Source organism: Pseudomonas sp. B21-054 (assembly GCF_026016345.1).
In the GTDB taxonomy this organism is placed as follows: domain Bacteria; phylum Pseudomonadota; class Gammaproteobacteria; order Pseudomonadales; family Pseudomonadaceae; genus Aquipseudomonas.
Window position 1 is genome coordinate 1275260 of record NZ_CP087204.1, and the last position, 23932, is coordinate 1299191.

A 23932-nucleotide genomic window follows, 5' to 3' on the forward strand; every position below is an offset into this window, starting at 1 on the left:
GAGCAAGTTCACTCCCACATTGATCTCCGTTCAGTGCCGCTTTAGCGGGAACGCCGACGCCGTAATCCCCCACTGACCGAGCCAGTAACTGATGATGATCAGGTAAGGCGCGGCATGGAAGGGCGCCACGAACCGGTTGATGCCGATCACACTGTCGGAAAAAACAAAAAACAGCGCCCCGGCGGCGGCCAGCCAGGCCGAACGTTTCGGCACTTCGGTGCCCAGTCGCGCCAGCGCTCGCCAGAGCATGGCGCTGATGACCAGGCCATAGACCATGACGGGAGCCAACAGCGGCCCGAGGCCGTTCGACACCAGGATCCCGAGCAGGACCGCGCCGATACTCAAAGCCAGGGCCAGCGGCAACAGCGCCGGGCGACGACAATCGCTGAGGTAGGCTTTCAGGTACGCCAGGTGCGCCAGCAGAAACGCGCCGAGGCCGAACACGAACAGGTCCCCCGGCCAAGCCAGCAACACGTCGCCCACCAGCGAAAAGATCAAGCCCAGGCTGATCCAGCGTCGATACTCGCCGGGTGGCGCATCGTGCAGCCAGCCGAGCAGGGCCAGCACCGGCATTGGCTTGACCAGCAGGCACAGCAGCGTAGCGTGCACGCTCAGGCCGTACAGGTAGGTGGCTGCGCCCATCAATGCAAGGATCAGCCAGCCCACGGTCATTTCACCGCTATGGCACAGTCGAAGGTTTCCACCGGAGGCACTTCCGGTGCCCAGGGCTGTTGATAGGTCAGGCGCAAGCGACCAGTGCCGGCGCTAAAGGCCTGGAAACGCCAGGTCGACACCCCGGCGGCACCGACGATGCCGGCATCCTCCGGGTTGCGATAAACCTCAGGCCCAAGGGATTTCAGCACGCCGCCCGCCGAATCCTGGATCGCCCAGCGATAACCGGTGGTGGGGTTGCTGGGCAAGCTCAGGATCAGGTTTTGCCCGCTGTTGAGTCGCACCGGGCACTGGCTCAGTTTTTCCACGGTCACGTTGTTGCTGGTTTGCGTGGCGCAGGCGCTCAGCAGGGCGAGGCTGACGGGGACAAGCAGGCGAGTGAGGGACATAAGGGCAACGGCTCCGGCATTCACGACGAACGGCGAGCATAACCGAAGATGCTACTGGGTGTGTCAGGTGGGGATGTGTTGTTGCGGATGACGCCATCGCGAGCAAGCGCGCTCCCACAGGGCTTGGTGTGGATCACAAATGCTGTGAACACCGCAAATCCACTGTGGGAGCGAGCTTGCTCGCGATGAGGCCCTTGCAGGCGCTACAGGATCCTCAGAACAACACCTTGGCCACATCCGCAAACCGCTTGGCAAAGTGCACCGTCACCCCTTCCTTGAGGTAGTCCGGCAGTTCTTCGAAGTTGCCCCGGTTGGCTTCCGGCAGGATCAGCTCGTTGATTTTCTGCCGTCGCGCCGCGATCACCTTCTCGCGCACCCCGCCAATCGGCAGCACATGCCCGGTGAGGGTCAGTTCGCCGGTCATGGCCACGCCTTTTTTCGGCGGTTGGTTGCGGGCCAGGGACAGCAAGGCGCTGGCCATGGTCACCCCGGCACTTGGGCCATCCTTGGGCGTGGCGCCCTCCGGTACGTGCAGGTGTACGAAGGCCTCGTCAAAGAACCTCGGATCGCCGCCAAATTGCTTCAAATGCGAGCTGACGTAGCTGTGGGCGATTTCCGCCGACTCTTTCATCACTTCCCCCAGTTGCCCTGTCAGCTTGAAGCCACGGTTGAGGGTGTGGATGCGTGTCGCTTCGATCGGCAAGGTCGCGCCGCCCATGCTGGTCCAGGCCAGGCCGGTAATCACGCCGATGCCGGACAGCACCTGCTCATTGCGGAACACCGGTTTGCCCAGGGACGCCTCGAGGTCTTTTGGCCCAAGCTTGATGACGGCCTTCGGGTCATCGATCAGCTTCATCACGGCCTTGCGCACCAGTTTGCCCAGTTGCTTCTCCAGCTGCCGCACCCCGGCTTCACGGGCGTAACCGTCGATCAGGGCCTTCAGGGCGCTGTCGTTGATCGTCAGGCTGCCCTTGGACACGCCAGCCTTGGCCAGTTGCTTGGGCCACAAATGGCGCTTGGCGATGGCGACTTTTTCTTCGGTGATGTAGCCCGACAGGCGGATCACTTCCATCCGGTCCAGCAGCGGGCCGGGGATCGAGTCCAGGGTGTTGGCGGTGCAGACGAAGAGCACTTTCGACAGATCCAGGCGCAGGTCCAGGTAGTGGTCGAGGAATTCGACGTTCTGTTCCGGATCGAGGGTCTCCAGCAAGGCCGAGGCCGGGTCGCCCTGGTAGCTTTGGCCCATCTTGTCGATCTCGTCGAGCATGATCACTGGGTTCATCACTTCGACATCCTTGAGCGCCTGCACCAGCTTGCCCGGCTGGGCGCCGATGTAGGTGCGCCGATGACCCTTGATCTCCGCCTCGTCGCGCATGCCACCGACGCTGAAACGGTAGAACGGCCGGCCCAGGGATTCAGCGATGGACTTGCCGACGCTGGTCTTGCCCACGCCCGGCGGGCCCACCAGCAGCACGATGGAACCGCTGATCTCGCCTTTGTAGGCACCGACGGCGAGGAATTCCAGGATACGGTCCTTGATGTCATCCAGGCCGGCGTGGTGCTGGTCGAGAATCTTGCGGGCATGCTTGAGGTCAAGTTTGTCCTGGCCGTACACGCCCCACGGCACCGAAGTCGCCCAGTCCAGGTAATTGCGGGTGACGGCGTACTCCGGCGAGCCGGTTTCCAGGATGGAGAGCTTGTTCATCTCCTCTTCGATGCGCTTCTGCGCCTGGGCCGACAGGGTCTTGCCCTCCAGGCGCTGTTCGAATTGTTCGAGGTCGGCGCTGCGGTCGTCCTTGGTCAGCCCCAACTCCTGCTGGATGACCTTGAGCTGTTCCTTGAGGAAGAATTGGCGCTGATGTTCGCCGATCTTGTTGTTGACCTCGGCGGAAATCTCTTTCTGCAGCCGCGCCACTTCGACTTCCTTACGCAGCATAGGCAGCACTTTTTCCATGCGCTTGAGCATGGGCACGCAGTCGAGTACTTCCTGCAACTCACTGCCAGTGGCGGAGGTGAGCGCGGCGGCGAAGTCGGTCAACGGCGATGGGTCGTTGGGGCTGAAGCGGTTGAGGTAGTTCTTCAGCTCCTCGCTGTACAGCGGATTGAGCGGTAGCAGTTCCTTGATCGCATTGATCAGCGCCATGCCGTAGGCCTTGACTTCGTCGGTCGGCTCGCTTGGTTGGTGCGGGTATTCGACTTCCACCAGATACGGCGGGCGATGGTGCTTGAGCCAGGTGCGGATGCGCACGCGGGTCAGGCCCTGGGCGACGAACTGCAGTTTGCCGGCCTCGCGGCTGGCGTGATGGACCTTGACCAGCGTGCCGTACAACGGCAGTGCCGAAGTGTCGAAATGGCGCGGGTCTTCCTGGGGCGTGTCCATGAAAAACAGCGCCAGGGAGTGATGATCGGACTTGGCCACCAGTTCCAGGGTTTCGGCCCAAGGTTCTTCATTGACGATGACCGGCAACACCTGGGCCGGGAAGAACGGGCGATTGTGGATGGGGATGATGTAGACCTTGTCCGGCAGGTTCTGGCCAGGCAGGGCCAGGCCGGTGCCGGAAGCGGTGTGTTCGATGTGTTCGGAGTCAGCGTATTCGTTCGTGGCTTCAGTAGAGTGCTGGTCGCTCATGGGGCACCTGCGCAATGGAGTATGGGTCTTAGATGGGGCAGGTGGGGGGTGGTTTCAATGGTGGGTGAATGTTAGCGGGTATTTCATTGAACGTTGTTCAGGCGTCCGACAGGTCTGGAGCCGGGCCTGTTGCCAGGCCCGGCTCCCTGTTCAGGCGACCTTGTTCAGATCGTTGTGGCGTGTCTCTTTCAGGCACAACACGGCGATCACACTGAGCACCGCAGCCCCTGATACGTAACCGCCGACGTAGCTAAGGCCGCCCATCGCCACCAGTTTCTGGGCGAAGAACGGCGCTGCCGAGGCGCCGACGATGCCGCCCAGGTTGTAGGCCGCCGACGCGCCGGTATAGCGCACGTGGGTCGGAAACAACTCCGGTAGCAAGGCGCCCATGGGCGCGAAGGTCACGCCCATCAGGAACAACTCGATGCACAGGAACAGCGCCACGCCTGCGGTTGAGCCGTGGGACAGCAAGGGCTCCATGGCGAAACCCGAGGCAATCGCCAACACTCCGCCGATGAGCAGCACCGGTTTGCGCCCATAGCGGTCGCTGGCCCAGGCCGACAGGGGCGTGGCAGCCGCCATGAACAGCACGGCAAAGCACAGCAGGCCCAGGAACGTCTCGCGGCTGTAGCCGAGCGTGGCCACGCCGTAACTCAGGGAAAATACCGTCGAGATGTAGAACAGCGCGTAACACACCACCATCGCCGCCGCGCCCAGCACCGTCGGTGCCCAATATTGGCTGAACAGCTCGACCAAGGGGATTTTCACCCGTTCCTGACGGGCCATGGCATTGGCAAATACCGGAGTTTCATGGAGCTTGAGTCGCACATAGAGGCCGACGATCACCAGCACCGCACTGAGCAGGAACGGAATCCGCCAGCCCCAGGAACGGAACTGCTCGTCGTCCAGGGTCATGGCCAGGGTCAGGAACAGCCCGTTGGCCGCCAGGAAGCCGATGGAGGGCCCCAGTTGCGGGAACATGCCGAACCAGGCGCGCTTGCCTTTGGGGGCGTTCTCGGTAGCGAGCAGCGCCGCGCCGCCCCATTCACCGCCCAACCCCAGGCCCTGGCCGAAACGCAGCAGGCACAACAGGATCGGCGCCCAGGCGCCAATACTAGCGTAGCCGGGCAGCACGCCGATGAGGGTGGTGCAGACGCCCATCAGCAAGAGGGAGGCCACCAGCGTGGACTTGCGCCCGATCCGGTCACCGAAGTGGCCGAACAGCGCCGATCCCAGTGGACGGGCGAGGAAGGCGATGCCGAACGTCAGAAAGGACGACAGCATCTGTGCCGTGCCTGAGGTTTGAGGGAAGAACACCGGCCCAATCACCAGGGCGGCGGCCGTGGCATAGACATAGAAGTCGTAGAACTCGATGGCGGTGCCGATGAAACTCGCGGTCGCCACGCGGGTGGCGGAGTTCGTCGGCTGGGCAGGCACAGCCTCGTTGCAAGTGGTGGTCATGCAGTGATCCCTGACAGTCATGTGCTCCGTTGGAGCGAATTATTATGGTTGAACACCCAGGGATGTGGGCAGGTGTCCTGTCGCTGTTTCGGGTAGGAACAGTCGCAAGGCTGATGCGGATTTTGCCGATGGTCTGGCCGGAACCGACTAAGTGCGGGGTAAGCACAGGGTTCGGGCGGGGCTGGGTAAGCGGATTGATTATAGGAAGGGGGCTAACGAATCAACAATATCTATTGACGCCGAAACGAGCTTTTGTGGCGAGGGCATTTATCCCCGTTGGACTGCGAAGCAGTCCCAAACGAAGTTACGCTGAATCTGATGCAACTGAGCTAATAGTTTGGGGGCCGCTGCGCGACCCAGCGGGGATAAATCCCCTCGCCACAACAGTGTTTCACCTTGAGCTTGCCGGGAATCAGGAAACTGCAGGCACCGAACTGTTATGCCACACCAGGACCTGGCTGACACGGTTGTCCACGGTCTCGATGATTTCCAATCGATAACGGCCGATCTTCAGGCAGACCGGGCTTTCGGGGATGGTTTCCAGCGCTTCGGTCACCAGCCCGTTGAGGGTCTTGGGGCCGTCGCAAGGCAGATGCCAGCCCAGGGTTCTGTTCAGTTCGCGGATCGACGCGGCGCCATCGATCATCAAGCGTCCATCGGGCTGGGGATGGACGTGGGGGTTGTCGAGGCTGTGCTCGCTTTCGAACTCGCCAACGATCTCTTCGAGAATGTCTTCCAGGGTGACGATGCCCAGCACTTCGCCGTATTCGTCCACCACCATGCCCAGGCGCCGTTGCTGCTTGTGGAAATTCAACAGTTGCAGCTGCAGGGGCGTGCTTTCGGGCACGAAGTAAGGTTCGTGGCAGGCGGCCAGCAGGGCTTCCTTGGTGAGGCTGGCGTCCGCCAGCAGATGGCGGATCTGGCGGGTGTTGAGCACCGCTTCGACCTGGTTGATGTCGCTGTGGAACACCGGCAGGCGGGTACGACGGTTCAGGCGCAGTTGTTCAATGATGTCGCCAATGGGGTCGTCGAGGTTGATGCCATCGACCTCGCTGCGGGGCAGGAGGATGTCATTGACGGTAATGTTGTCCAGGGCATGGATGCCGGAAATCGTATGCAGCCGGCTGTTGCGGTGTTCAGGTTCGTGCTCATTGCGCACAGGCGCGGGTAGCTCGTCGTCGCTTTGCTGTACCACGTTGCGCTTGCGGGCAAATGGACGCAGCAGCAACTGACTGACGCCATTCAACAGCCAGGCAAGGGGATAAAGAATCTTCAGAGGCACGCCAAGCAGGGCGTTGCCCAGTGCCAATACCGCGTCGGGTTGGCGGATGGCCAGGGTGCGCGGCAGGTAGTCAGCGAAAATCAGCAGGGCCGCACTGGTGCCGAGCCAGGCCATCCAGGGGCCGTTTTCCAGCCAGGTAAAAATCGCCAGCAATGTGCCGATCACCACGGCCAGGGCGCGGCAGAGGGTATTGCACAGAATCAGGCTGTCCCGGGGGAAGTTCAGCGCCTCCAGCGGTTTGTCGTTGGCGCGGGAGGCCTTGCGTTGGGCCAACAGGTGCAGTTGCGCGGCTTCGATCGCGGTGAACAGGGCCGACCAGAGGATCAGCACGACCAACACAGCGAATAGCGGCCCCACGGGCAAGGTATCCATCAGGGCCGTCCGTCAGATATGCAGAATGTATTCACGGACCAGCTTGCTGCCGAAGTAAGCCAGCATCAGCAGGCAAAAGCCGGCCAGGGTCCAGCGAATCGCTTTATGGCCACGCCAGCCGAGACGGGTGCGACCCCACAGCAACACGCTGAACACCACCCACGCCAGGCAGGCCAGCAGGGTTTTGTGCACCAAATGCTGGGCGAACAGGTTCTCGACGAACAGCCACCCAGAGAGCAGCGACAGCGACAGCAGGGTCCAGCCAGCCCAGAGGAAGCCGAACAGCAGGCTTTCCATGGTTTGCAGCGGCGGGAAGTTACGGATCAGCCCGGAGGGGTGCTTGTTCTTGAGCTGGTGATCCTGCACCAGCAGCAGCAACGCCTGGAACACCGCGATGGTGAACAGGCCGTAGGCGAGGATCGACAGCAGGATGTGGGCCAGGATGCCGGGCTCTTCGTCGATGATCTGCACCGTGCCCGACGGCGTGAACTGGGCCAGCAGTACCGTGGCCAGCCCCAGCGGGAACAACAGTACCAGCAGGTTTTCCACCGGGATGCGCGAGCAAGCCAGCAACGTCAGGGCGATCACGGCCACGGCGATCAGGCTGGCGGCGTTGAAAAAGTCCAGGCCCAGGCCGATCGGTGTCATCAAATGGGTATAAAGGCTGGTCGCGTGGCCGAGCACCGCCAGCACGCCAAGCGTGACCAGCAGGCGTTTGTTCGCCTTGGCGCCGGTGGCCAGGCGGGAGCCTTGATAGAAGGTCGCAGCGGCATAGAGGCAAGCGGCGGCGAGAGTGGCAAGCAAACTGGGTGACAAGGGGAGCATAAATCCTGTTAGGCAAGCCCGAAAGGCGCTGAGTTTGGCATAGAACCCCCTCCGCACGAAAGACCACCGCAACTGACAGCGAGCTGTACGTTGCTCGCTTCTTCGCTATAATCCGCGACCTGCCCACGCCGCAGGCTCGCCGAGCACATTTTTCACGGTCTGGGCCGCCATTATCCCGGTCTCATCTGGGCCTGAAAGGATCGCGCATGTTTGAAAACCTAACCGACCGTCTCTCGCAGACGCTGCGCCATGTCACCGGCAAGGCGAAACTGACCGAGGACAACATCAAAGACACCCTGCGCGAAGTGCGCATGGCGTTGCTTGAAGCCGACGTCGCCCTGCCGGTGGTCAAGGACTTCGTCAATTCGGTCAAGGAACGCGCCGTCGGCACCGAAGTGTCGCGCAGCCTGACGCCGGGCCAGGCGTTCGTGAAGATCGTCCAGGCCGAGCTCGAAAGCCTGATGGGCGCCGCCAACGAAGACCTGAACCTGAGCGCCGTGCCCCCCGCCGTGGTGTTGATGGCCGGTCTGCAGGGCGCGGGCAAGACTACGACGGTCGGCAAGCTGGCGCGCTTCCTTAAAGAGCGCAAGAAGAAGTCGGTGATGGTGGTGTCCGCGGACATCTATCGCCCGGCGGCGATCAAGCAGCTGGAAACCCTGGCCAGCGACATCGGCGTGACATTCTTCCCGTCCGACCTGAGCCAGAAGCCGGTGGACATCGCCCAGGCGGCAATTAAGGAAGCAAAACTCAAGTTCATCGACGTGGTCATCGTCGATACCGCCGGTCGCCTGCACATCGATGAAGAGATGATGGGCGAGATCAAGGCGCTGCATGCCGCGATCAACCCGGTGGAAACCCTGTTCGTGGTCGATGCGATGACCGGCCAGGACGCGGCCAACACCGCCAAGGCGTTCGGTGATGCGCTGCCGCTGACCGGCGTGATCCTGACCAAGGTCGATGGCGACGCCCGTGGCGGTGCCGCACTGTCGGTACGCGCCATCACCGGCAAACCAATCAAGTTCATCGGTATGGGCGAGAAGAGCGAAGCGCTCGAACCGTTCCACCCCGAGCGTATCGCTTCGCGTATCCTCGGCATGGGCGACGTGCTCAGCCTGATCGAGCAGGCTGAACAGACCCTCGACAAGGACAAGGCCGACAAACTGGCCAAGAAGCTGAAGAAGGGCAAGGGCTTCGATCTCGAAGACTTCCGCGACCAGCTGCAACAAATGAAGAACATGGGCGGCCTTGGCGGGCTCATGGACAAACTGCCGAACATCGGCGGCGTGAACCTGGCGCAGATGGGCAACGCCCAGGGCGCGGCTGAAAAGCAGTTCAAGCAGATGGAAGCCATCATCAACTCCATGACCCCGGCCGAGCGCCGCGACCCTGAGCTGATCAGCGGTTCGCGCAAACGCCGTATCGCCATGGGTTCCGGCACGCAGGTGCAGGACATCGGTCGCTTGATCAAGCAACACAAGCAGATGCAGAAGATGATGAAGAAATTCTCCGCCAAGGGTGGGATGGCCAAGATGATGCGCGGCATGGGCGGTATGTTGCCCGGCGGTGGCATGCCCAAGATGTAAAGAATCCAGGCGCCGGCAGTCATGCCGGTGCCGCCCACGGGGACGTGGGATCTCCAGCCAACCCGCCTGCGGCGGGCGCTGACCGGCCGTTTTCAACGACGGCTTCATGGCAGATCTGAATGGCATGCCGATAGGCGCCGGAAAAAGACATTTGCAAAAGTCCGGATATTCCTTAGAATATGCGGCCTTTCGGGCACCTATGCCCGCTGTGCATTTAGATTTGCAGCACCGACTACAGGAACGATGTTCACATGCTAACAATCCGTCTTGCCCTTGGCGGCTCCAAAAAGCGCCCGTTTTACCACCTGACCGTAACCGACAGCCGCAACCCGCGTGACGGTTCCCACAAGGAGCAGGTTGGTTTCTTCAACCCTGTTGCCCGTGGTCAGGAAGTTCGTCTGTCCGTGAACCAAGAGCGCGTAGCCTACTGGCTGAGCGTTGGTGCACAACCTTCTGAGCGTGTTGCTCAGTTGTTGAAGGAATCGGCTAAGGCTGCGGCCTGAGCAATATGAACGCGACGCCAAAAGATGCTGATGATTTGATCGTTGTCGGCAAGATCTATTCTGTTCATGGCGTTCGCGGCGAAGTGAAGGTGTATTCCTTTACTGATCCGATCAAAAACCTGTTGGAGTACAAAACCTGGACGCTCAAGCGCGAAGGTAGCGTGAAACAGGTTGAGCTGGTCAGCGGACGCGGGAACGACAAGTTCCTGGTCGCGAAGCTCAAGGATCTCGATGATCGTGAAGAAGCGCGTCTTCTGGCCGGTTATGAGATCTGCGTGCCACGCAACCTGTTCCCTGAACTGACCGACGGCGAGTACTACTGGTACCAGCTGGTGGGTCTGAAGGTCATCGATCACCTTGGGCAATTGCTCGGGAAAATCGATCACCTGCTCGAGACCGGTTCGAACGATGTCATGGTGGTCAAGCCTTGCGTCGGCAGCCTGGATGATCGCGAACGCCTGTTGCCCTATACCGAGCAATGCGTGTTGGCCGTCGACCTTGCGGCAGGCGAGATGAAGGTGGAATGGGATGCGGATTTCTAAACGTGGCTAATTTGCGCGTTGAAGTCATCACATTGTTTCCCGAGATGTTTTCCGCCATCAGCGAGTACGGCATAACCAGCCGCGCGGTGAAACAGGAGCTGTTGCAGCTCACCTGTTGGAATCCGCGGGACTACACCACGGATCGGCATCACACTGTGGACGATCGCCCGTTTGGCGGTGGTCCGGGCATGGTGATGAAGATCAAGCCCCTGGAAGACGCTCTGGTTCAGGCCAGGACCGCAGCCGGGGAGGGCGCGAAGGTGATTTACCTGTCGCCCCAAGGCCGCCAGCTGACTCAGTCGGCGGTACGCGAGCTGGCGAATTCGGATGCATTGATCCTGATTGCCGGCCGTTATGAAGGCATTGACGAGCGTTTCATTGAAGCTCATGTCGATGAAGAGTGGTCGATTGGCGACTATGTACTGTCTGGCGGCGAGCTGCCGGCAATGGTCCTGATCGATGCGGTTACACGACTGCTGCCCGGAGCTTTAGGGCATGCAGATTCCGCTGAGGAAGATTCCTTTACGGATGGTCTGCTGGATTGCCCGCACTACACCCGACCGGAGGTGTATGCGGATCAGCGTGTTCCCGACGTGTTGCTAAGTGGCAACCACGCGCACATCCGGCGTTGGCGTTTACAGCAGTCCCTTGGTCGGACCTATGAACGACGCGCCGATCTTCTGGAAAGCCGCTCGCTTTCTGGAGAAGAGAAGAAGCTGCTCGAGGAATACATCCGCGAGCGGGACGATAGTTAACAACGTATCGATGGTGAGTCCGACGACTTGCCTTAGGAGCACAGCATGACTAACAAAATCATCCTTGCACTCGAAGCAGAGCAGATGACCAAAGAAATCCCTACCTTTGCCCCGGGCGACACCATTGTCGTTCAGGTGAAAGTGAAGGAAGGCGACCGTTCGCGTCTGCAAGCGTTCGAAGGTGTCGTTATCGCCAAGCGTAACCGTGGCGTGAACAGTGCTTTCACCGTTCGTAAAATCTCCAACGGTGTTGGCGTAGAGCGTACTTTCCAGACCTACAGCCCGCAAATCGACAGCATGGCTGTGAAACGTCGCGGTGACGTGCGTAAAGCCAAGCTGTACTACCTGCGTGACCTGTCCGGTAAAGCAGCTCGCATCAAGGAAAAACTGGCTTAAGTCCAGCTTCCGATGCAAAAAAAAGCAGCCTGCGGGCTGCTTTTTTGTTGCCTGCGATTTGCTCTTTGAGCACCCTGCATACCTTCATCTTCTATTTCGATGCAGCCCGTGTTCGCATCTTCCATGAGTTTTTATGCCAGCCATCGATCACCCGCTGATAGACCAGTTTCTCGACACCCTATGGTTGGAGAAGGGCCTGTCCGATAACACCCGCGACGCTTACCGCAGTGACTTGGCCCTGTTCAACGGTTGGCTGCAGGAAAAAGGCCTGGAGCTGCCCAACGCTGGGCGGGAGTTGATCCTCGATCACCTGGCGTGGCGTTTGGAGCAGAACTACAAGCCCCGATCCACTGCACGGTTTCTCTCCGGTCTACGTGGGTTTTATCGCTATTTGCTGCGGGAAAAGCTGATCGCGGTGGATCCGACCTTGCGGGTGGAAATGCCGCAATTGGGTCGTCCGCTGCCCAAGTCCCTGTCGGAAGCCGATGTGGAGGCATTGCTGGCGGCGCCGGACCTCAGCGAAGCCATCGGCCAGCGCGACCGGGCCATGCTGGAGGTGTTGTACGCTTGCGGCCTGCGGGTCACTGAGTTGATCAGCCTGACGCTGGAGCAGGTCAACCTGCGCCAGGGCGTGTTGCGCGTGATGGGCAAGGGCAGCAAGGAACGCCTGGTGCCCATGGGGGAAGAGGCCATCGTCTGGGTCGAGCGCTACATGCGCGATGCCCGCCATGAACTGCTGGGTGGGCGCCCCAGCGACGTACTGTTCCCAAGCCTGCGCGGCGAGCAGATGACCCGCCAGACCTTCTGGCACCGCATCAAGCACCAGGCCAAGGTGGCCGGGATCGGCAAGTCCCTCTCACCCCACACCTTGCGCCATGCCTTCGCCACGCACCTGCTCAATCACGGCGCCGACTTGCGCGTGGTGCAGATGCTGCTGGGCCACAGCGACCTGTCCACCACCCAGATCTACACCCATGTGGCCCGGGCGCGGTTGCAGGACTTGCATGCCAAGCATCACCCGCGTGGCTGACATCTGCCGCGATGTTGTCAATGCTGACGCCATCGCGAGCAAGCTCGCTCCCACATTTTGGAACTGTGCCGGGCCGCAATTGTGCGTCCACCACAAATCCCTGTGGGAGCGAGCTTGCTCGCGATGACGGCGTGTCAGCCGACATCAATCCTGTATGTGCTTACAAAACGTCGTGCGTCAGCGGCATTCGGTCACGCGGGCCTTATGTGGTAGGCTTTGCCGGTTTGCACAGTGGGCGGCCGGAACCCGAATCTGCGGGTCGGCGTTTCCCCGTCCCATTTGTTCGCCTCAGGAGTCCCCATGCGTTTGATCCAGATGTTCACCGCCGCCGCCATTGCGTTGGCCAGTACCTTTGCCATCGCCGACGACGCGGCCGACAAGGCTATCCGCAAGAGCCTGGAAAACCTTCAGCTCGAAGTGCCGATCGAAACCATCTCCGCCAGCCCCATGTCCGGCCTGTACGAGGTCAAGCTCAAGGGCAGCCGCGTGCTTTACGCCAGCGCCGACGGCCAGTACATCGTCCAGGGCAACCTGTTCGAGCTCAAGGACGGCAAGCCGGTCAATCTCACCGAGATCACCGAGCGCCAGGGCATTTCCAAACTGATCAACGGCATTCCGGTTGCCGAAACCGTGGTTTACCCTGCGGTGGGTGAAACCAAGTCCCACATCACGGTGTTTACCGACACTACCTGCCCGTATTGCCACAAGCTCCATGCCGAAGTACCGGAGCTGAACAAGCGCGGTATCGAAGTGCGTTACGTCGCGTTCCCGCGCCAGGGCCTGGGCTCGCCGGGTGACGAACAGTTGCAGGCGGTCTGGTGTTCCAAGGACAAGAAAGCGGCCATGGACAAAATGGTCGACGGCAAGGAAATCAAGGCCGCCAAGTGCGAGAACCCGGTTTCCAAGCAGTTCGCCCTCGGACAGTCAATAGGTGTGAACGGTACGCCAGCGATTGTTTTGGCGGACGGTCAGGTAATTCCGGGCTACCAGCCGGCGCCACAAGTGGCCAAACTGGCCCTTGGCGCGAAATGAAATGATCATGGGCGGTCAGTTTCTGAAGATCTCGGCTCGGCGAAAACCTTCGTCGGGCCGTTAAACACTGAGTCGCGTTACTGCGTGGCTGTATTTCACGGCCGACCTTGCGTCGGCCGTTTCATGGGGAGTCAAGAGTGAATCCGGTCAAAGTAGGCATCTGTGGGTTAGGTACCGTCGGTGGCGGCACCTTCAACGTACTTCAGCGCAACGCCGAGGAAATTTCTCGTCGTGCCGGGCGTGGAATCGAAGTGGCACAAATTGCCATGCGCACGCCAAAGCCTCAGTTCCAGACGACCGGTATTGCGATTACCAACGATGTCTTCGAAGTGGCCACGAACCCTGAGATCGACATCGTCATAGAGCTGATGGGCGGCTATACCGTTGCCCGCGAGCTGGTACTCAAGGCCATCGAGAATGGCAAGCATGTGGTCACCGCGAACAAGGCGCTTATCGCTGTTCACGGTAATGAGATTTTCGCCAAGGCTCGCGAGAAGGGCGTGATCGTTGCGTTCGAAGCCGCCGTGGCCGGTGGTATTCCAGTGATCAAGGCGATCCGTGAAGGCCTGTCCGCCAACCGCATCAACTGGGTGGCCGGGATCATCAACGGCACCGGTAACTTCATCCTGACCGAAATGCGCGAGAAGGGTCGCGCCTTCGAAGACGTGCTCGCCGAAGCCCAGGCCCTGGGTTATGCCGAAGCCGATCCGACCTTCGACGTGGAAGGCATCGACGCGGCGCACAAACTGACCATCCTGGCGTCCATCGCCTTCGGTATTCCGCTGCAGTTCGACAAGGCCTACACCGAAGGCATCACCAAGCTGACCACCGCTGACGTGAACTACGCCGAAGCCTTGGGCTACCGCATCAAGCACCTGGGCGTGGCTCGCAGCACCGCCAGCGGCATCGAGCTGCGCGTACACCCGACGCTGATCCCGGCCGACCGCCTGATCGCCAACGTCAACGGCGTGATGAATGCGGTGATGGTCAATGGCGATGCCGCCGGCTCGACCCTGTTCTATGGCGCAGGTGCCGGTATGGAGCCGACGGCCTCCTCGGTGGTGGCCGATCTGGTGGATGTGGTTCGCGCCATGACCTCCGATCCGGAAAACCGTGTGCCGCACCTGGCTTTCCAGCCGGACTCGTTGTCGGATCATCCGATTCTGCCGATCGAAGCGTGCGAAAGTGCCTACTACCTGCGTATCCAGGCCAAGGATCATCCGGGCGTCCTGGCCCAGGTGGCGAGCATTCTTTCGGAGCGCGGTATCAACATCGAGTCGATCATGCAGAAGGAAGTCGAGGAGCACGACGGCCTGGTGCCGATGATCCTGCTGACCCACCGTGTGATCGAGCAGCGCATCAACGACGCGATTGCGGCGTTGGAGGCCCTGCAGGGCGTCGTGGGTCCGGTGGTCCGTATCCGCGTCGAGCATTTGAATTGAAGCAGCTGCAAGTTCCAAGCTAAAAGCTGCAAGTTAAATCAATACAGCTGCAAGCCATGAGCTGCAAGCTACAAGCAAAAGCCCGGCTGCTTTTAACTTGTAGCTTGTAGCTTGAAGCTCGAAGCTCAAACCGAAGGTTTGCCCTTATGCGCTATATCAGCACCCGCGGCCAGGCACCGGCCCTGAATTTCGAAGATGTCCTGCTGGCCGGCCTGGCCACGGACGGCGGCCTCTACGTGCCGGAAAGCCTGCCGCGTTTCACCCAGGAAGAAATCGCCTCCTGGGCCGGCCTGCCATATCACGAGTTGGCCTTCCGGGTGATGCGCCCGTTCGTCGCCGGCAGCATCCCGGACGCCGACTTCAAGAAGATTCTGGAAGAGACCTACGGCGTCTTTTCCCACAACGCCATCGCACCGCTGCGTCAGCTCAACGGTAACGAATGGGTGATGGAGCTGTTCCACGGCCCGACCCTGGCATTCAAGGATTTCGCCCTGCAACTGCTTGGTCGCCTGCTGGACTACGTGCTGCAGAAGCGTGGCGAGCGTGTGGTCATTGTCGGTGCCACCTCTGGCGACACCGGTTCGGCCGCCATCGAAGGCTGCAAGCATTGCGAGAACGTCGACATTTTCATCCTGCACCCGCACAACCGTGTCTCGGAAGTGCAGCGTCGGCAGATGACGACGATTTTCGGCGATAACATCCACAACATTGCCATCGAAGGCAATTTCGATGACTGCCAGGAGATGGTCAAGGCCAGTTTTGCCGACCAGAGTTTCCTCAAGGGCACGCGGCTGGTGGCGGTGAACTCGATCAACTGGGCGCGGATCATGGCCCAGATCGTTTACTACTTCCACGCGGCCCTGCAATTGGGTGGCCCGGCCCGTTCCGTGTCGTTCTCGGTGCCTACCGGCAACTTCGGCGATATCTTCGCCGGCTACCTGGCGCGCAACATGGGGCTGCCGATCAATCAATTGATCGTCGCCACCAATCGCAACGACATCCTGCATCGCTTCATGAGCGGTAACCAGTACGTCAAGGAAACCCTGCACGCCACGCTGTCGCCGTCCATGGACATCATGGTGTCGTCGAACTTCGAGCGCCTGCTGTTTGACCTGCACGGTCGCAATGGCGCGGCGATTGCCGGCCTGATGGACAGCTTCCGGCAGGGAGGCGGTTTCAGCGTCGAGCCTGAGCGCTGGACCGAAGCCCGCAAGCTGTTCGACTCCCTGGCAGTGGACGACGCGCAAACCTGCGAAACCATTGCCGAAGTGTTTGCACAGAGCAGTGAATTGCTCGATCCGCACACCGCTATCGGCGTGAGAGCCGCCCGTGAGTGCCGTCGCAGCCTGGATATTCCGATGGTGATCCTGGGCACCGCGCATCCGGTTAAGTTTCCGGAAGCGGTGCAGAAGGCGGGCGTAGGAAAAGCACTTGAGCTACCTGCACATCTTTCTGATTTGTTTGAGCGAGATGAGCGTTGCACCGTGTTGCCTAATGACCTGAAAGCCGTGCAGGCCTTTGTCAGCCAGCATGGTAACCGCGGCAAGCCACTCTAACCGCTGAAACCTGTCACATTTTGAAGCCCGTCTCCTGACGGGCTTTTTTGTTTCTGCATGCCAAACTGGCCGGGTTTTCGCCCTTGGAGGGACGGGCGAGTCATCTCGAAGGAAATGCAGATGTTGTTTTTTACCAAAGGAAAACCAGCGCTGGGCTGGGTGATAGGGCTGACCCTGATGTATTGGGGGCAGGGGGGCAATGCGGCACAATTGGCGACCTTCGAAACGCCGCCGCTCGACCCCGGCAAGCAACTGGTGCTGGATGCGCAGGAATTGAAGTGGATCAAGGAAAACCCGCGGGTCATCGTCGCTTCAATGCAGTTTCCGCTGTACCTGTTCAAGAACGAACGGGGGCAGTGGGACGGGCTGAACCATGAAATTCTCCAGCGCATTGCGCAAATGACGGGTCTTGAGTTCGTGCATCGCGAGTCGTTCTCCCCGGGTCAGCTACTGACGATGCTGGAGAATGGCGAGGCCGATATGACGACTCTCCTGGCGATGAACGATGAGCGCCGGGATTTCCTCAGTTTCAGCCATGCGTTTGGCGGTTCCGGCTGGGTGTTCGTCGGCCGTGACGGGGAGTCGGTACTCCATTCGCTGGAGCAGCTTGAGGGCAAGGTCCTGGCGTTGCCGGCACGGCATGCCTTGGAAGCGGAAATCAGGCGGGACTACCCGGCCATCGAATTGCGCACGACCAAGACGTATGGAGAGGCTAGGGCGCTGGTGGAGAGCCGGGAGGCCTATGCCACCATTGAAAATGAAACGGGGGTGCATCTGTATCCGGCTGGACAGTTGCAGGTAGGAAGTGGTCTTGAGGGCAAGTGGGAACCAGACTACCTGGCGGTGCGCCAAGACCTGACTCTGTTGCTCGGTATCTTGAATAAAGCGCTGGAAGTCTTCCCGGCCGAGGACATGCGCGCCCTGCGCGCCAAGTGGATGGCGGGTATCGCCCCCAACCAGGCGCCATCGATCTGGTTGCGGATGTCCCGTTGGGGCTACTGGTGCGTGACCGTGGTCGTGTTGTTCGGCTTCCTGTCCCTGTTGTGGAATCGTCGCCTGAAGATACAGATCGATCAGCGTCTCAAGGCCGAGGCGGTCCTCAAGGACCAATTGGTGCTCCAGAGAGCCCTGATGGATGCCATTCCCGACCCGATTTTCATCCGTGATCTCGAAGGGCGCCTGATCATGTGCAACAAGAGTTACGAAGACCAGTTGGCGACGCGCTTCGAAAAGCTGCGGGGTAGGCGGCTGACTGACTCCCCGACGTTCCCGCCGGCTACCGCCGAGCTGCTGCACGGGGAGGTGATGGAGCAATTGCGAACCGGCCAGTCCCGATTCGTCGACCGTCAGTTGATGTTCAGCGGCGGATTGCGCGAAATCTACCACTGGTCGGTGCCTTTCTACGGCGCCGATGGGCAGTTGCGCGGAATCCTGGGCGGATGGATCGATGTAGGGCGCCGCTGGAGCCGCACCGACAAGCTCTTGGCTTGACCGGGACTGGTCGCGACGAAAATGGTTTCGAGTGAAGGTTGTTGTTTCCCTGTCATATTGGACGCGCATGCTCGGTTGAACAGGTTCGAGGCGCGCCGGTTCGGTGCGCTGTCGAACTTTCTGCTGTGGCCCACGGTCACTTACTGTGAACATGCAGTTGTTTTCGGACTATTGAAGGGTGAGTGAATGGAAAGTATCAGCCTATTGCTGGGTGAGGCTTTGAGCCCGTATCAAGTCACGCTGACTCCCTTCGGCGCCAAGGGCGAATGCCTGGTGACGTTGAAGAATACCGTGGGGAGCATCATGGTCGAGCGGGTGTTCAACCAGGCCCAATTGACCGACAAGCGCCAATTGACGGACGTGGTCGATGGCCTGCACCGCGATGTACTGATTGCCGAAGGCCGCCTGGAGCCCTGTGTGATTGCGGCACTACGTAATCTGGCGCGCAACAAGGCGATGGCCATCCCGAATTGAGCGAGATTTTGTGGGAACCTTCTTACGTCCCCGTGAGTCAGACCTTTTACCAGCAAGAGCGAGCATTGTGCTCCGGTGCTTGTCGCTTGTTGTACTGACCTCAAATATGGTCACGTTTAACCCCGAGTCGTCTCCCCACTTCTCGGGGTTTCTTTTTGTCCGGCGTTCAAGGTTTTTGGCCCGTTCTGCTACTGAGCAGCGCTGAACCCTTGTGGGAGCGAGCAAGCTCGCTCCCACAGTTGATCTTCAGTGGACAGCGGTTTTCGTTCAGGCAGATCCCCTATGACGCGTCAAATGGCCCCGTCGGTGCGCAGTCGGGCGATCTGCTGCGCATCGTAGCCAAGCTCCCCGAGTACCTGCGCATTGTGCTCACCCAACGCTGGCCCGACCCATTCGGAGGTCCCCGGTGTGTCGGAGAGCTTCGGTACGATCCCCGGCATCTTGAACGCCTTGCCGTCCGGCAGCTTGGCCTGCAGAAACATTTCACGGGCGAGGAATTGCGGGTCGCTGAACATATCTTCGGCGCTGAAGATCCGGCTGGCCGGCACTCCGGCCTGGTTCAACTGCTCAAGGACGGCATCGAGCGGCAGCGAGTTGACCCAGCGATCAATGACCCCGTAAAGCTCATCGCGGCGGCTGTCGCGACCATCATTGCTGGTCAGTTGCGGATCATTGGCCAGGTCGTCACGGCCGATGATCTGCATGAAGCGCTTGAAAATCGCGTCGCCGTTGGCGCCAATCTGCACGTGTTTGCCATCGGCGCTGGTGTGGATGGACGACGGAGTGATGCCGGGCATGATATTGCCGGTGCGCTCGCGGATGAAACCGAACACGTCGAACTCCGGCACCATGCTCTCCATCATCGCGAAAATCGCCTCGTACAAGGCCACATCGACCACTTGTCCGGTTCCACCGTTGACCTCGCGGTGACGCAGGGCCATCAGCGCGCCGATCACGCCCCAGAGGGCGGCGATCGAATCGCCGATGGAGATCCCGGTGCGCACTGGCGGACGGTCCTCGAACCCGGTGATGTAGCGCAGGCCGCCCATGGACTCGCCCACTGCGCCGAATCCGGGCTGATCTTTCATCGGTCCGGTCTGGCCGAAGCCCGAGAGCCGCACCATCACCAGCTTGGGGTTCAGTGCGTGCAGTACGTCCCAGCCCAGGCCGAGCTTTTCCAACACGCCGGGGCGGAAGTTCTCGATCAGGATGTCGGCTTCACCGATCAGTTTTTTCAGAATCGCCAGGCCTTCTGGGTGCTTGAGGTTGAGGGTCAGGGATTTCTTGTTGCGCGCCTGGACGAACCACCACAACGATGTCCCTTCGTAAAGTTTGCGCCACTTGCGCAACGGGTCGCCGCCGTCAGGCGATTCGACCTTGATCACCTCGGCACCGAATTCACCGCAGATACGCGAGGCAAAAGGCCCGGCGATCAAGGTACCGAGTTCGATGACTTTGACGCCGGCAAGGGGTTTGGCAGTAAGCGACATGAGCGATCCTGTAAGGCAAAGGCAGAACGAATAGAGCGTTTTATCATAGGCCAACCGCTGTCGCCGCAGGTTGATGGTCGGCAATTCGTGGATTGCCCGCGTCATCGGTTAGACTTGCCGCCTTTCTCTGTATCAAGAAGCCCGTTCATGGCCCAGCCGTCCACGACCTATAAGTTTGAACTGAACCTCACCGATCTCGACCGCAGTGTGTACGAGAGCGTGAAGCAGACCATTGCCCGCCATCCTTCGGAAACCGAAGAACGCATGACTGTGCGTTTGCTGGCCTACGCATTCTGGTACAACGAACTGCTGGCATTCGGTCGTGGTCTGTCAGACGTCGATGAACCTGCGCTGTGGGAAAAAAGCCTGGATGACCGTGTGCTGCATTGGATCGAAGTCGGCCAGCCCGACGCCGATCGCCTGACCTGGTGCTCGCGCCGCACCGAGCGCACCAGCCTGCTGGCCTACGGTAGCCTGCGCGTCTGGGAAGGCAAGGTGATCCCGGCCGTCAAGAACCTGAAGAACGTCAACATTGCCTCTGTGCCCCAGGAAGTGCTGGAAACCCTGGCCCAGGACATGCCTCGCGTGATCAAGTGGGATGTGATGATCAGCGAGGGCACGATTTTCGTGACCGACGACCGTGGCCAGCATGAAGTCCAGTTGCAATGGTTGCTGGGCGAACGCGGTTGATCCGCCCCGGCATCAAGTGAACTCATTGTGGGAGCGGGCTTGCTCGCGAATACGGCAGATCAGTTTGCATTTATGTTGAATGTGCCGCCGCTTTCGCGAGCAAACCCGCTCCCACACAAGCTCCCTTGCCAGAATTTTCACGATTATCCAGAGAAATGTCCTTCACCCCATGCGCATAGAACCCCGCCAACTGCCCGACACCCTGCCGTTTCTCGGTGACCTGCCGCCCCTGTTGACCCGCCTATACGCTGCGCGTGGTGTGCAGTCCGAGGCTGAACTGGACAAGAGCCTGGCGCGCTTGATTCCTTATCAGCAACTCAAGGGGATCGATGCGGCGGTTGACCTGCTGGTGGTGGCGCTGGAGCAACGCCAGCGCATCCTGATCGTTGGCGACTTCGACGCCGATGGCGCAACGGCCAGTACGGTGGGCCTGTTGGGGTTGCGTCTGCTCGGGGCGGCCCATGTCGACTATCTGGTGCCCAATCGCTTCGAATACGGTTACGGACTGACTCCGGAAATCGTCGAAGTCGCCCTGACCCGCGAGCCGCAGTTGCTGATCACCGTGGACAATGGCATTTCCAGCGTGGAAGGCGTGGCGGCGGCGAAGGCGGCGGGGCTCAAGGTGTTGGTCACCGATCACCACTTGCCAGGCCTCGAACTGCCGGCGGCCGACGCCATCGTCAATCCGAACCAGCCGGGCTGTGAGTTCCCGAGCAAGGCCCTGGCCGGGGTCGGCGTGATTTTCTATGTGCTGATGGCGCTGCGGGCCCGTCTGCGCAGCCTGGGTTGGTACGCCAGCAAACCCCAGCCGAACATTGGCGAACTGCTCGACCTGGTGGCCTTGGGCAGCGTGGCCGACGTGGTGCCCCTGGACGCCAATAACCGGATCCTTGTCCATCAGGGCCTGGAACGGATACGCGCCGGGCGCGCCCGTCCCGGCATCAAGGCCATTTTGGAGGTGGCCAAGCGCGACCATTCGCGCATTACCTCCACGGACCTCGGATTTATCCTCGGCCCGCGTCTGAACGCGGCGGGGCGCCTGGACGACATGAGCCTGGGGATCGAATGCCTGCTCACCGATGACGCGGCCCTGGCGCGGGAGATGGCGGCGCAACTGGACGGCATGAACCAGGATCGCAAATCCATCGAGCAGGGCATGCAGCGCGAAGCCTTGGCCCAGCTCAAGGACTTGCCGGTGGAGTCGATGCCGTTCGGTTTGTGCCTGTTCGATCCACAGTGGCACCAGGGGGTCATCGGTATCCTTGCCTCGCGTATGAAAGAGCGCTATTTCCGCCCGACCATCGCCTTTGCCGATGCCGGGGACGGCCTGCTCAAGGGCTCGGGGCGCTCGGTGCCGGGGTTTCACATTCGCGATGCGCTGAGCGTGGTGGCGGCGCAACATCCGACTCTGATCAGCAAGTACGGCGGTCACGCCATGGCGGCGGGCCTGACCTTGCCGCAAGCCAATTTCCCGTTGTTCGCCGAGGCGTTCGACGCGGAAGTGCGCCGGCAGTTGCGTGAAGAAGACCTGACCGGGCGTCTGTTGTCGGACGGCACCCTGGCAGTGGAGGAATTCCATCTCGAGCTGGCCCGGGCGCTGCGCCACGCCGGGCCCTGGGGCCAACATTTTCCCGAGCCGATGTTCCACGGCGTGTTCCAGTTGGTCGAACAGCGGGTGGTGGGCGAGCGGCATCTGAAGGTGGTGCTCAAGAGTGAATGCGGTTCGGTGAAGCTCGATGGCATCGCCTTCGGCATCGACCGCGAAATCTGGCCAAACCCTACGGTGCGCTGGGTCGAACTGGCCTACAAGCTCGACCTCAACGAGTTCCGCGGCCAGGAAACGGTGCAGTTGATGATCGCTCATATCGAACCGCGCTAGGCTTTAGCGGTTAGTTACTGTGGGAATACTGTGCTGTTGCGAGGGGATAGATCCCCTCGCCACAAAGTAATCCGGCCGAATAGAGCAATCTGGCTACCCTGCCGTTTTTAAGTTCTGAACCCTCCCTCCTTCCAGGTTGTCGACTAGGCTCTAAGCACTGCTTGATAGCCCTTGTGACGTCTTGTCGAATTTATTTGCCCGCGGGGGCGGGTGTTGCACCTTTTGTCACTCGTCGACTTTTCAAACAGAACCCTGGAGCCTGCCCACTGATTCGAGAGGTGCCCCATGAGTCTGCTGCTGGAACCCTATACCCTTCGCCAATTGACCCTACCCAATCGCATCGCGGTGTCGCCGATGTGCCAGTACTCGAGCGCCGATGGCCTGGCCAACGACTGGCACCTGGTGCACCTTGGCAGCCGCGCCGTGGGCGGTGCCGGCCTGGTGTTCACCGAAGCCACCGCTGTCACCGCTGATGGCCGTATCACCGCCCAGGACCTGGGGTTGTGGAACGATGAACAGATCGAACCGTTGCAACGCATCACCCGCTTCATCACCGCCCAAGGGGCCGTGCCGGGCATCCAGCTGGCCCATGCCGGGCGCAAGGCCAGCACCTGGCGGCCGTGGCTGGGCAAGCACGGCAGCGTGAAACCCGAGGATGGTGGTTGGCTCCCAGTCGGCCCATCGCCGATTGCCTTTGACCCGCAGCACACCCAGCCCGTCCAACTGGACGAAGGGCAGATCGCCGGGGTTATCCAGGCGTTCGTGGCCTCGGCCAAGCGCGCCCTCACGGCCGGCTTCAAAGTGGTCGAGGTCCACGCGGCTCATGGCTATCTGCTGCATCAATTCCTGTCGCCCTTGAGCAACCAGCGGCGCGACCAATACGGCGGCTCGTTCGAAAACCGTATCCGCCTGGTGCTGCAAGTGACCGAAGCGGTGAGGGCCGTCTGGCCCGAGGAGCTACCGGTGTTCGTTCGCGTCTCTGCCACCGATTGGGTCGAGGACGGTTGGAACCCGGATGAAACCGTGGAACTGGCGCGACGGTTCAGGGCGGTGGGGGTGGACCTGATCGATGTGTCATCGGGTGGCACTGCCGCCAATGCGGAAATTCCCACCGGCCCGGGTTACCAGACACGCTTTGCCGAACGGGTGCGCAAGGAGTCGGAAATCGCCACTGGCACGGTCGGCATGATTACCGAACCGGCCCAGGCCGAGCACATCCTGCGCACCTGTCAGGCCGACATCATTTTCCTCGCCCGGGAATTGCTGCGCGATCCATACTGGGCCCTGCATGCCGATGATGACCTGGGTGGACGCAAGGCCACATGGCCGGCGCAGTACCAGCGGGCCACGCATCGGGACCAGCCGATTCATGAGTCTGATTTGCGCGATTGAGTGAGGGATAAAAAAGCCCCGGTCGTGTTGGCCGGGGCTTTTTTTAT

General features: G+C 60.7%; 21 protein-coding genes. 14 read left to right on the forward strand and 7 right to left on the reverse strand.

What is annotated here, in order from left to right; genetic code table 11:
- Positions 1-30: 30 nt before the first annotated feature.
- From LOY70_RS05565 to LOY70_RS05590, 6 genes are all read right to left on the reverse strand, one after another.
- A complete protein-coding gene (locus LOY70_RS05565; RefSeq protein ID WP_265037973.1) occupies positions 31-666 on the reverse strand; it encodes a lysoplasmalogenase in 636 nt (211 codons plus the stop codon).
- A gap of 2 nt (positions 667-668) precedes the next feature.
- The gene (locus LOY70_RS05570; RefSeq protein WP_123342613.1) at positions 669-1061 is read right to left on the reverse strand and encodes a protease inhibitor I42 family protein; all 393 of its coding nucleotides are present in this window, start codon (positions 1059-1061) and stop codon (positions 669-671) included.
- 214 nt (positions 1062-1275) lie between these two features.
- Entirely contained in the window at positions 1276-3690 is a 2415-nt protein-coding gene (gene lon, locus LOY70_RS05575) for an endopeptidase La (RefSeq protein WP_265034051.1), read from the reverse strand.
- Positions 3691-3840: 150 nt separating this feature from the next.
- Positions 3841-5151 carry an MFS transporter gene (locus LOY70_RS05580; RefSeq protein ID WP_265034052.1) on the reverse strand — a complete coding sequence of 437 codons (1311 nt, stop codon included), beginning with the start codon at positions 5149-5151 and terminating at the stop codon, positions 3841-3843.
- Positions 5152-5563: 412 nt separating this feature from the next.
- Positions 5564-6805 (reverse strand): HlyC/CorC family transporter, encoded by a 1242-nt coding sequence (locus LOY70_RS05585; protein ID WP_265034053.1) that lies wholly within the window; start codon positions 6803-6805, stop codon positions 5564-5566.
- Positions 6806-6817: 12 nt separating this feature from the next.
- The gene (locus LOY70_RS05590; RefSeq protein WP_265034054.1) at positions 6818-7630 is read right to left on the reverse strand and encodes an inner membrane protein YpjD; all 813 of its coding nucleotides are present in this window, start codon (positions 7628-7630) and stop codon (positions 6818-6820) included.
- 206 nt (positions 7631-7836) lie between these two features.
- Between LOY70_RS05590 and ffh the strand changes: the two genes are divergently transcribed.
- The 11 genes from ffh to LOY70_RS05645 all read left to right on the forward strand — a co-directional run bounded on the left by ffh (position 7837) and on the right by LOY70_RS05645 (position 18434).
- Entirely contained in the window at positions 7837-9213 is a 1377-nt protein-coding gene (gene ffh, locus LOY70_RS05595) for a signal recognition particle protein (RefSeq protein WP_265034055.1), read from the forward strand.
- Between the two features lie 251 nt (positions 9214-9464).
- Positions 9465-9716: a 30S ribosomal protein S16 gene (gene rpsP, locus LOY70_RS05600; RefSeq protein ID WP_003198088.1), complete on the forward strand. Its 252-nt coding sequence runs from the start codon at positions 9465-9467 to the stop codon at positions 9714-9716.
- A gap of 5 nt (positions 9717-9721) precedes the next feature.
- On the forward strand, positions 9722-10258 hold the full coding sequence (rimM, locus tag LOY70_RS05605) for a ribosome maturation factor RimM (protein WP_025212043.1): 537 nt from the start codon (positions 9722-9724) through the stop codon (positions 10256-10258).
- Positions 10240-11013, forward strand: a complete 774-nt coding sequence (gene trmD, locus LOY70_RS05610; protein WP_170845966.1) for a tRNA (guanosine(37)-N1)-methyltransferase TrmD — start codon at positions 10240-10242, stop codon at positions 11011-11013. Before rimM ends, trmD begins: the two co-directional genes overlap by 19 nt.
- 45 nt (positions 11014-11058) lie before the next feature.
- A complete protein-coding gene (gene rplS, locus LOY70_RS05615; RefSeq protein WP_003175895.1) occupies positions 11059-11409 on the forward strand; it encodes a 50S ribosomal protein L19 in 351 nt (116 codons plus the stop codon).
- Between the two features lie 133 nt (positions 11410-11542).
- Positions 11543-12439 carry a site-specific tyrosine recombinase XerD gene (gene xerD / locus LOY70_RS05620; protein ID WP_123342607.1) on the forward strand — a complete coding sequence of 299 codons (897 nt, stop codon included), beginning with the start codon at positions 11543-11545 and terminating at the stop codon, positions 12437-12439.
- A 300-nt stretch (positions 12440-12739) separates the two neighbouring features.
- On the forward strand, positions 12740-13471 hold the full coding sequence (locus tag LOY70_RS05625; RefSeq protein WP_025212045.1) for a DsbC family protein: 732 nt from the start codon (positions 12740-12742) through the stop codon (positions 13469-13471).
- Positions 13472-13608: 137 nt separating this feature from the next.
- A complete protein-coding gene (locus LOY70_RS05630; RefSeq protein WP_123415528.1) occupies positions 13609-14913 on the forward strand; it encodes a homoserine dehydrogenase in 1305 nt (434 codons plus the stop codon).
- A gap of 146 nt (positions 14914-15059) precedes the next feature.
- Complete coding sequence (gene thrC / locus LOY70_RS05635) at positions 15060-16469, forward strand: threonine synthase (protein ID WP_265034056.1); 1410 nt, start codon at positions 15060-15062, stop codon at positions 16467-16469.
- Positions 16470-16589: 120 nt separating this feature from the next.
- Positions 16590-17960: a transporter substrate-binding domain-containing protein gene (locus tag LOY70_RS05640; RefSeq protein ID WP_265034057.1), complete on the forward strand. Its 1371-nt coding sequence runs from the start codon at positions 16590-16592 to the stop codon at positions 17958-17960.
- 186 nt (positions 17961-18146) lie between these two features.
- On the forward strand, positions 18147-18434 hold the full coding sequence (locus tag LOY70_RS05645) for a DUF3509 domain-containing protein (protein ID WP_265034058.1): 288 nt from the start codon (positions 18147-18149) through the stop codon (positions 18432-18434).
- 290 nt (positions 18435-18724) lie between these two features.
- On the opposite strand, the gene LOY70_RS05650 is transcribed toward LOY70_RS05645, so the two are convergent.
- On the reverse strand, positions 18725-19924 hold the full coding sequence (locus LOY70_RS05650; RefSeq protein WP_265034059.1) for a CaiB/BaiF CoA transferase family protein: 1200 nt from the start codon (positions 19922-19924) through the stop codon (positions 18725-18727).
- Between the two features lie 147 nt (positions 19925-20071).
- Here LOY70_RS05650 and LOY70_RS05655 point away from each other — a divergent pair, with 147 nt between their 5' ends.
- The 3 genes from LOY70_RS05655 (at position 20072) to LOY70_RS05665 (ending at position 23885) form a co-directional block, all read left to right on the forward strand.
- Entirely contained in the window at positions 20072-20614 is a 543-nt protein-coding gene (locus LOY70_RS05655) for a YaeQ family protein (protein WP_123415532.1), read from the forward strand.
- 169 nt (positions 20615-20783) lie between these two features.
- Positions 20784-22493, forward strand: a complete 1710-nt coding sequence (gene recJ / locus LOY70_RS05660; protein ID WP_265034060.1) for a single-stranded-DNA-specific exonuclease RecJ — start codon at positions 20784-20786, stop codon at positions 22491-22493.
- Positions 22494-22778: 285 nt separating this feature from the next.
- A complete protein-coding gene (locus tag LOY70_RS05665; RefSeq protein WP_265034061.1) occupies positions 22779-23885 on the forward strand; it encodes an NADH:flavin oxidoreductase/NADH oxidase in 1107 nt (368 codons plus the stop codon).
- Positions 23886-23932 lie beyond the last annotated feature (47 nt).

Excerpts from the sequence above, each read along its gene's own strand:
- LOY70_RS05585 (WP_265034053.1), bottom strand. The coding sequence starts at position 6,805 with ATGGATACCTTGCCCGTGGGGCCGCTATTCGCTGTGTTGGTCGTGCTG.
- rplS (WP_003175895.1), top strand. The coding sequence starts at position 11,059 with ATGACTAACAAAATCATCCTTGCACTCGAAGCAGAGCAGATGACCAAA.
- LOY70_RS05655 (WP_123415532.1), top strand. The coding sequence starts at position 20,072 with ATGGCCCAGCCGTCCACGACCTATAAGTTTGAACTGAACCTCACCGAT.
- recJ (WP_265034060.1), top strand. The coding sequence starts at position 20,784 with ATGCGCATAGAACCCCGCCAACTGCCCGACACCCTGCCGTTTCTCGGT.
- LOY70_RS05645 (WP_265034058.1), top strand. The coding sequence starts at position 18,147 with ATGGAAAGTATCAGCCTATTGCTGGGTGAGGCTTTGAGCCCGTATCAA.
- ffh (WP_265034055.1), top strand. The coding sequence starts at position 7,837 with ATGTTTGAAAACCTAACCGACCGTCTCTCGCAGACGCTGCGCCATGTC.
- LOY70_RS05570 (WP_123342613.1), bottom strand. The coding sequence starts at position 1,061 with ATGTCCCTCACTCGCCTGCTTGTCCCCGTCAGCCTCGCCCTGCTGAGC.
- LOY70_RS05640 (WP_265034057.1), top strand. The coding sequence starts at position 16,590 with ATGTTGTTTTTTACCAAAGGAAAACCAGCGCTGGGCTGGGTGATAGGG.
- LOY70_RS05580 (WP_265034052.1), bottom strand. The coding sequence starts at position 5,151 with ATGACCACCACTTGCAACGAGGCTGTGCCTGCCCAGCCGACGAACTCC.
- LOY70_RS05590 (WP_265034054.1), bottom strand. The coding sequence starts at position 7,630 with ATGCTCCCCTTGTCACCCAGTTTGCTTGCCACTCTCGCCGCCGCTTGC.
- LOY70_RS05665 (WP_265034061.1), top strand. The coding sequence starts at position 22,779 with ATGAGTCTGCTGCTGGAACCCTATACCCTTCGCCAATTGACCCTACCC.
- LOY70_RS05625 (WP_025212045.1), top strand. The coding sequence starts at position 12,740 with ATGCGTTTGATCCAGATGTTCACCGCCGCCGCCATTGCGTTGGCCAGT.
- rpsP (WP_003198088.1), top strand. The coding sequence starts at position 9,465 with ATGCTAACAATCCGTCTTGCCCTTGGCGGCTCCAAAAAGCGCCCGTTT.
- trmD (WP_170845966.1), top strand. The coding sequence starts at position 10,240 with ATGGGATGCGGATTTCTAAACGTGGCTAATTTGCGCGTTGAAGTCATC.
- xerD (WP_123342607.1), top strand. The coding sequence starts at position 11,543 with ATGCCAGCCATCGATCACCCGCTGATAGACCAGTTTCTCGACACCCTA.
- LOY70_RS05650 (WP_265034059.1), bottom strand. The coding sequence starts at position 19,924 with ATGTCGCTTACTGCCAAACCCCTTGCCGGCGTCAAAGTCATCGAACTC.
- thrC (WP_265034056.1), top strand. The coding sequence starts at position 15,060 with ATGCGCTATATCAGCACCCGCGGCCAGGCACCGGCCCTGAATTTCGAA.
- rimM (WP_025212043.1), top strand. The coding sequence starts at position 9,722 with ATGAACGCGACGCCAAAAGATGCTGATGATTTGATCGTTGTCGGCAAG.
- lon (WP_265034051.1), bottom strand. The coding sequence starts at position 3,690 with ATGAGCGACCAGCACTCTACTGAAGCCACGAACGAATACGCTGACTCC.